The following is a 4,931-nucleotide window of genomic DNA, read 5'->3' on the forward strand; positions in this document are numbered from 1 at the left end:
GTTCGGGTTGGATACATCTTAGCACGCTGTCCAATTTTGCCGGACCACTTCAGGGTGGTGATGGCATCTAGCGATGGTCGCCGCCCAAGGAAGCTCCAGGTTGGCGCTCTTTGCGTCACTCTGGAAGCCCTCAGATACTGACCGGGCCTGACCTACGGTTCGCTCGAAGATAGCGTTCAGTTCCGCTGCTCTGACGCGCGCCGTTGCAGGGTCGCCTGTCTTTAACGATTGCTTAAACACTGACTGGCCGACGACCAGCGCAACGTCCTTGGGGTAGTGGCGACGATAAAGCCACGTGTGACCCTTCAAATAGGCATACTTAATGGAAGCAGACATGCGTCTCCTCCTTCTCTGTTTAAATGTTATTGGGATTAGGTTGAGCGAACGGCCCGGTAGACGACCCGAAGGATTAACTCGAAACCCGGCTCGCCGTAGACCCCGACGAGAGGGCCAGTTATCGAGTAGCCGCTCACGCAGTCCTCAAAGGTGTCATCGACCTCGAACAGATGTTCCGGCCAGTCTTCGAAGGCTGCGATCACAACGACATCGCCTTCCTTCAGATCATCCACGGTCGTCCCTCCAAGCTGAGAGAAGAGCGAGAGCTACCAGAACGGTGACTGCAGGATGTGACCGTGCGCCCAGCCATATCAGGGTGGTGATCGCGGCTTTCGGGGGTGGTGACATAAGAAAACCCCCGGCCATACGACCGAGGGTGCTAAACGTCTTCATGACTATACTCCTGATTAAACTTCTTTATTTAGATACAGAAGGTTCCTCAGTTTGCTGGGGGAGAGCTACGTTGGTGATAATCAGGCCGGACGTAGTGCACGGAATTGCGGATTTATTTGCGGGTTGCAGGCAAAGGCGTTGGAGCCCAGCGGACACATGCGTAGTCGGCAGCAACGGGTGGAGAGCTGCCGTTCGCTGCGCGCCTGACATGCGATAGGTCCGATCACACAAGCGGTCATTCAAATGGAAGTCAGGTTTCCTGACAAAACATTCAATCGGCATGTCGTTTGTCAAAGAGAAATATAGGTGAATTGGTTGGCAATCCCGATTGTTCTGGTCGCGGCAGTAACCGGAATTCGGCACATCACACGACCTGCGGCTGTGATTACATCGGTGGAGGAAGATACCCTCCAGGAAATACCGGATGATGCTATCGTCAGCCTTCGCGTGCCGCCCTCCTTATCCGACCAAAAGCGGATAGAAAAACAGCATATGAGTTTGCTTGCTCTGCACGCCATGGGAGAAATGCACAGGGCAAGGCTACCATTGCCCAGCCTCTGGCTCACCAGATTTACGAGCCCAACCACCACGGTGGTATGGCGTTCGTTATGGCAGCACAGAATTGTTTTCGAGCACACCGCTGGAAATTTGGCGACATGCCAATTGTTCAAGATATCACGCAGACCGATGTTTTATATATCGCTGCCTATATCTGCGCGTTGCAGCGGGAAATCGGCATCTAATGAATACCCAATCAATAGTGTTTTACGTCGGCGCAATCGTCCGGAAAGGGCGAGCTGGAAGGATCTGGGCTTTGCGCGCGTCATCGCATTTTAGTCGATTGGTTCATGTAATGGTTGATCAGGCGGGTTTTCATCATTTCCGCTTGCTGATCGATTTCTAAGTTGTTGTGACGTGGGCTTAGCTTATAAATAACTGATTTTATTTGGTTATAAGTATGCCCTCGTAAAGATATCTTTCGAACATAATCTCGCCTGCATTGGAAGCAATTGTGAAGAAGCGGAAGTCTGGCAAGAGCGCCGGACCCGAGAGCAGCAGTGAACCAACGGATTGTGAGCATAACATGACTATCATTAATGCGCCTCTGCACGGCATCAGGCTTACCTCACGTAATGGATCGTCGAACTTCTTTACCAATGAAGAGGGGAGCGCGACAATTGAAACGGTCATATGGCTTCCGATTTTCACCATTTTGCTGACCATGATTATAAATCTGTCGATGGTGTTTTTCAGTGAATCCCAGATTCTTCGTGTAGTCCAAGATGGCAATCGCGCATTCTCCTTGGGCCGCCTTGACGATGCCGCAGCGGTGGAAGCGTACATTGGCGAGAAACTTGCATACCTCGGCGCGGACGTTTTAATTCAATCGACGATAGCGGGCGGCGAAATCTCTACAGTACTTACCACGCCAGCAACGAACCTCATGCCCTTTAACATGATGTTCTCAGCATTCGATGGCATAAACATCGGTGTGCGGGCCCAACACCTGATCGAGTTTTGATATGGATAACTCCATGAAATCACGTCTTGCGGTTGGCACGAGCCGGATAGCTCAAAGCGAAGACGGCTCTATCACAATTTTGGCTTTGTTCTTTGTGCTAATTTCGATTGTGATGGGTGGAGTCGCAATTGACTTCAACAAGGTCATTGCCGAACGGACTCAATTGCAGATTGCCGCCGATACCGCGGCGCACGCTGCTCTTTATACGAGAACGAAGCATGATGTTATGGCTTCACAAGATCAGGCTTTGGCAACTGTATCCAGCTTACTTCCGGTATCGACGTTCGGGTCAGTTGCGATAACTTGGGCTGACATAGAGTTTGGAAATTGGGATAGGCAGTCAGCAACATTTACGGCTGACATGGATTCTAATGACGCAGTTCGGGTGTCCGCTGAGATGTCTGACACTCGTGGCAATCCCTCGCGGAACTTACTACTCAAGATCGTTGGTTTTGATACCTTCAACGTCAATGTCGAATCTGTTTACAGCACTTATTACCCTCCATGCTTCACCGAAGGATTTGTGGCTGAATTAGTGGTGGATATACAATCTAACAACAGTTTCACTGACGGATTTTGCATTCATTCCAATCATTATGTCAGCCTAAACCAGAACAACTACTTTGAACCTGGTACAATTGTTTCTATGCCCGATCTGAACGATCTCGATATGCCAAAATCTGGATTTGAGAAGAATGACGGTCTTCAAACCGCCCTGCGATCAGGTGCCTATCGGCTGCGCCTACTCAATGATCTGCCCGACATTATCGACAGCTTCTGGACTGGTGAGGCCGATCATCTGCCACCTTATGTATATGCTGGTACGCCCTACACTGTATCGCCATCTTCCCTCGCGGTGCCCGATTCCAAAGGCAATACGACGTACAAGGGAACGGGGCTGACCCCGGAGCATTTTGAACCCAATTCGGTGAACCGGTTCAGTTGCCCAGGGTCTGGAAAAGTCACCTTCGAAGTCGGCGTATACTCAAACTTTGTATTTGTGAGTGATTGCGAGATCAAGTTTTCAAATGGAGTTATGCTTGAGGATGTTGTCATCGCGACAACTAACTCCAGCGTCACCTCGTTTAATACTCCCTCAGGTCTGAGCATCGGACGTGATGATAATTGCGCAGCTGGCGGAGGCGCTACTCTTATGACCCTTGGAGGGTTCAAGGCGGCCTCTTCACTCAACGCGTTTGGCGGACAAATCCTTGCCATCGGTGATATCCAGTTTTCTGCGAATGCTAATGGCATTCAGGGCGTGTCTTTCCAATCCAGAGGGATGATCGACGGCACGAGCAACATGGACATGGGGTACTGTCAGAATCAGGGTATGGAGAATGTGTACCGGGCTCCGTACTTCCGAACCGTAAAATGAGGTATAACCCCAGATTGGATGCATGCTTGATCCTTCGCTATGTGGGTTTGCGGAGTAACTAATAAATGCATTGCCCGCTCTCCGACGCTTTAGCTACATGCCCAACGACAGGTTCGGAAAACAGCAGCGTGGCATCGGATTAACTGGTGAACTTCCGCCTCGGGCCGGAAGCGGCAGCTGACACTAACAGCGGAAGGCATGCGTAATAAGGTTGACCCTGCACTTTGGTCGAGCTCCCAGTAGGATCACAGCATAGTTGTGAACAAGGGAGACCGAAAATGGAATATTACGTTGGATTAGACATATAGCGTCGGTCGTGTGCGCTGTGCATCGTCGATGGCAAGGGCAAGGTTTGGCTTGAACGAGAGCTGCCATGTGAAATCGAGGATATCGCTGACTGCCTCGAAGCTCTTGAACACCCCGTTGAACTGATTGGTTTTGACGCGGGTGCTCTAAGTCAGTATCTGTACTTTGGTTTGCAATTGGAGAGCTTTGACGTCGTATGCATGGAAGCACGACAGGTGACTACCGCCTTGTCTGCGATCCGAAACAAGACTGACAAGACGGATGCAAAGGACATTGCCCAAATCCTACGGACAGGTTGGTTCAGCCGCGCTCATATTAAGAGCCGTGAGGCCCATGGGCTGCAGGCGTTAATGAGTAAGCGAAACGCTTTGCTCAAGAAGGCGATGGGTCTGGCTAACGAGGATCGCGCCCTCTCGGGCATGTAATAAATGAGGCCAAAATGTCTGCTGCCCAATTTGAAGCGCGCCGGAAAGCGGGGCTCTCCACTTCCATTCCGACACATGCATGCAGCGGTGCACTTCGAGCGCCAAACCAGACTGCGAAGAGAAGCGTGGCCCGGACAAAATCCCTGATCATTCAAGAGAAAAAACGAACTTGACCCAGACACCCAATTAGAGAGGCCCTCTCTCTGCGCCAATCACAGTTGTCTGCTCAATAGCACAAAGTCGGCGTCCCCCCGGTCATGTACCCCGTGACAGGAATTGGTCTTCAAGCCGCAGCTCTCAAGTCGTCATAGACTCTCGGTGCTTGCGAAACGGCATGTGTTCCTCTGGCGAACATGTACGTCATCAACACGTCCACTTCATAGCCCTTCAATGTCCTCATCGCATCGGGTCGGTTGAACAGACTGTGTATTTCGTCTCGCGGCACCTGAGCGGTAAGTGAGTTCTTTGTGGCAATTGGCAGATCGAGGTAATTGCGGACCGATGGCTGGAAGCTTTCTGTCTCCATCCCGTTTGCAATGACCATGTCGTGTGCATCAAGAAGCATGTGAAA

At 51.0% G+C, this 4,931-nt stretch carries 6 protein-coding genes and 1 pseudogene; 4 read left to right on the plus strand and 3 right to left on the minus strand.

Going from position 1 to position 4,931, the window contains the following annotated elements; translation table 11 throughout:
• Positions 1-18 precede the first annotated feature (18 nt).
• Both V7730_RS21990 and V7730_RS21995 read right to left on the minus strand, forming a co-directional pair.
• Positions 19-336, minus strand: coding sequence for a DUF6538 domain-containing protein (locus V7730_RS21990; protein WP_335749697.1), 318 nt, complete (start codon positions 334-336; stop codon positions 19-21).
• A 35-nt stretch (positions 337-371) separates the two neighbouring features.
• On the minus strand, positions 372-569 hold the full coding sequence (locus V7730_RS21995; protein WP_335749698.1) for a hypothetical protein: 198 nt from the start codon (positions 567-569) through the stop codon (positions 372-374).
• A 768-nt stretch (positions 570-1,337) separates the two neighbouring features.
• On the opposite strand from V7730_RS21995, the gene V7730_RS22000 reads away from it, so the two are divergent.
• From V7730_RS22000 to V7730_RS22015, 4 genes are all read left to right on the plus strand, one after another.
• Positions 1,338-1,472 carry a hypothetical protein gene (locus V7730_RS22000; protein WP_335749699.1) on the plus strand — a complete coding sequence of 45 codons (135 nt, stop codon included), beginning with the start codon at positions 1,338-1,340 and terminating at the stop codon, positions 1,470-1,472.
• Positions 1,473-1,813: 341 nt separating this feature from the next.
• Positions 1,814-2,251, plus strand: coding sequence for a TadE/TadG family type IV pilus assembly protein (locus V7730_RS22005; RefSeq protein WP_335749700.1), 438 nt, complete (start codon positions 1,814-1,816; stop codon positions 2,249-2,251).
• A gap of 13 nt (positions 2,252-2,264) precedes the next feature.
• Positions 2,265-3,629, plus strand: a complete 1,365-nt coding sequence (locus tag V7730_RS22010; protein WP_335749701.1) for a Tad domain-containing protein — start codon at positions 2,265-2,267, stop codon at positions 3,627-3,629.
• 329 nt (positions 3,630-3,958) lie between these two features.
• Positions 3,959-4,360 carry an IS110 family transposase gene (locus V7730_RS22015; protein ID WP_335749702.1) on the plus strand — a complete coding sequence of 134 codons (402 nt, stop codon included), beginning with the start codon at positions 3,959-3,961 and terminating at the stop codon, positions 4,358-4,360.
• A gap of 283 nt (positions 4,361-4,643) precedes the next feature.
• Here V7730_RS22015 and V7730_RS22020 read toward each other — a convergent pair.
• Positions 4,644-4,931 (minus strand): annotated as a pseudogene (locus V7730_RS22020) (hypothetical protein); the annotation flags it as partial.

The sequence above is a fragment of the Sulfitobacter sp. genome, from assembly GCF_036961165.1.
Lineage (GTDB): Bacteria > Pseudomonadota > Alphaproteobacteria > Rhodobacterales > Rhodobacteraceae > Sulfitobacter.

Bases quoted from the DNA above. Each gene is read 5' to 3' on its own strand.
- V7730_RS22005 (WP_335749700.1), top strand. From the start codon at position 1,814: ATGACTATCATTAATGCGCCTCTGCACGGCATCAGGCTTACCTCACGT.
- V7730_RS22000 (WP_335749699.1), top strand. From the start codon at position 1,338: ATGGCAGCACAGAATTGTTTTCGAGCACACCGCTGGAAATTTGGCGAC.
- V7730_RS22010 (WP_335749701.1), top strand. From the start codon at position 2,265: ATGAAATCACGTCTTGCGGTTGGCACGAGCCGGATAGCTCAAAGCGAA.
- V7730_RS21990 (WP_335749697.1), bottom strand. From the start codon at position 336: ATGTCTGCTTCCATTAAGTATGCCTATTTGAAGGGTCACACGTGGCTT.